The organism is Streptomyces sp. WELS2, assembly GCF_013870595.1.
GTDB lineage: Bacteria > Actinomycetota > Actinomycetes > Streptomycetales > Streptomycetaceae > Streptomyces.
The window spans coordinates 1-2,207 of the sequence record NZ_JACBWZ010000947.1 but is presented as its reverse complement, the minus strand read 5'-3'; the positions used below and the strand labels follow the sequence as shown (position 1 = coordinate 2,207).

2 protein-coding genes are annotated in these 2,207 nt (G+C 73.8%); both read right to left on the bottom strand.

The annotated features are described in order from the left end of the window. Positions 1-948 (bottom strand): beta-ketoacyl synthase N-terminal-like domain-containing protein (locus tag H5J33_RS32090; protein ID WP_181798251.1); only part of this gene is annotated, 948 nt, incomplete at its 3' end. Between the two features lie 111 nt (positions 949-1,059). After that, positions 1,060-2,207, bottom strand: a 1,148-nt coding sequence (locus H5J33_RS32085) for a beta-ketoacyl reductase (RefSeq protein WP_181798250.1), incomplete at its 5' end; no start/stop codon positions are given.

The window sequence follows — 2,207 nt, the reverse complement described above, 5'->3', positions numbered from 1 at the left end:
GGAGGGCCCGTTGGGCGCGGTGAGCCCGTTGCTCGCGCCGTCCTGGTTGACGGCACTCCCCCGGACCACGGCCAGCACCGGATGCCCCAGCCTCACGGCGTCGGACAGCCGCTCCACGAGGAGGACGCCCACGCCCTCGCCGAAGCCGGTGCCGTCCGCGCCCTCCGCGAACGCCTTGCAGCGGCCGTCCGGGGACAGCCCGCGCTGCCGGCTGAAGTCCAGGAACGCGCTCGGCGACGACATCACCGTCACCCCGCCCGCCAGCGCCATCGAGCACTCGCCCCGCCGCAGCGCCTGCACCGCCAGATGCAGCGTGACCAGCGACGACGAACACGCCGTGTCCACCGTGAGGGTGGGCCCCTCCAGGCCGAAGGTGTACGCGATCCGTCCGGCGGCGATGCTGCCCGCCGTGCCGGTGCCGAGGTGCCCCTCCAGGTCCTCCGGCACCCCGGCGGCGTGGACGGCGTAGTCGTGGTACATCAGGCCCATGTAGACGCCGGTGCGGCTGCCCCGCAGCGAGGCCGGGTCGATGCCCGCCCGCTCCACGGCCTCCCAGGACGTCTCCAGCAGCAGCCGCTGCTGCGGATCCATCGCCAGCGCCTCACGCGGCGAGATCCCGAAGAAGGCGGCGTCGAACTCGGCCGCGTCGTACAGGAACCCGCCCTCGCGGGCGTACACCTTGCCGCGAGCCTCCGGGTCGGGGTCGTACAGGCCGTCCAGGTCCCAGCCGCGGTCGGCGGGGAAGCCGGAGATCGCGTCCGAACCGCCCGCCACCAGCTCCCACAGCTCCTCCGGGGACCGCACCCCACCGGGGAACCGGCACCCGATCCCGACGATGGCGACCGGCTCGTGCGCCTTGGCGTCGACGTCGCTGAGCCTCTGGTTCGCCTGCCGGAGGTCGGCCGTCATCCGCTTCAGGTACTCAAGGAGTTTTTCCTGCTCTGCCATCGCCTTGCCCAATGCCTTTCGAAGATCACGTGGAAGGTGCCCGCTCGCCGCCGGGGGCGGTCCGGGCCCGAGGACGGGTCGGGTAGAGGTGAGGTCCGGGACGGGCCCGGGTCACACCGAGCCGAACTCCTTGTCGATGAGGCCGAGCAGCTCGTCGGCTGTGGCCGAGGCGATTTCCTGGTCGATGTCCACACCGCCGTCACCCGCGCCGGCGACCTTCGCGGCGAGGGCGCGCAGCCGCGACGACACCTGCTCCGGGTCCGCGAGCCGGGAGGCGGAGGAGAGCAGCGCGGACTCCAGCCGGTCCAGCTCGGCCAGGAGCGCGGCGGTGCCGGTGTCCGACTCGGCTGCGTCGTCGAAAAGCTGGCCGCCGAGGTGGTCGGCCAGGTCGGCCGGGGTCGGGTGGTCGAAGACGACGGTCGGCGGGAGTTTCACCCCGGTCGCGGCGCTCAGCTGGTTGCGCAACTGGACGGCGGTGAGCGAGTCGAAGCCCAGTTCCTTGAAGGCGCGCTCCGCCGTCACCGAGCCGGTCGCCGAATGCCCCAGCACGGCGGCGGCGTGGGTACGCACCAGGTCCAGCAGAGCCCTCCGGCGCTCCTCCTCCGGCAGCCCGAGCAGGCGTTCCCGGGCCGACGCGGTCGCGGACCGTACGGCGGACTGCCCGGCGGCACCCGGGCGGCGCACCTCGTTCCGCAGCACCGGCGGCAGCACGTCCTGGCGCCGCAGCGCCGCCTGGTCGAGACGGACCGGCACCAGCACGGGCTCCGCGGAGCTCCACGCAGCGTCGAAGAGCCCCAGCGCCTCCTCGGCCGGCAGACCGAGCACCCCGGACCCGCCCGCCTCGCCGACCGACGCCGTCAGCTCGCTGCGGTCGCTCCACAGCCCCCACGGCAACGACAGCACCGGCAGCCCGGCGGCGGCACGGTGCGCGGCGAGGGCGTCCAGGAACACGTTGGCCGCCGCGTAGTTGCCCTGCCCCGGGCTGCCGAGCACACCGGCAGCGGAGGAGAACAGGACGAACGCCTTGAGGGGGTGGTGGCGGGTGAGCCGGTGCAGGGTGAGCGCGGCGTCGACCTTGGGACGCATCACCCGGTCCAGGTGACCGGGGGTCAGCCCGGTCACCACGGCATCGTCCAGAACACCGGCGGCATGGACCACCGCCGACAACGGCCGCTCGACCGGAATCGCCGCCAGCACCCCGGCCAACGCGTCCTCGTCCGCCACGTCACAGGCCACCACCGTCACCTGGGCACCCAGGG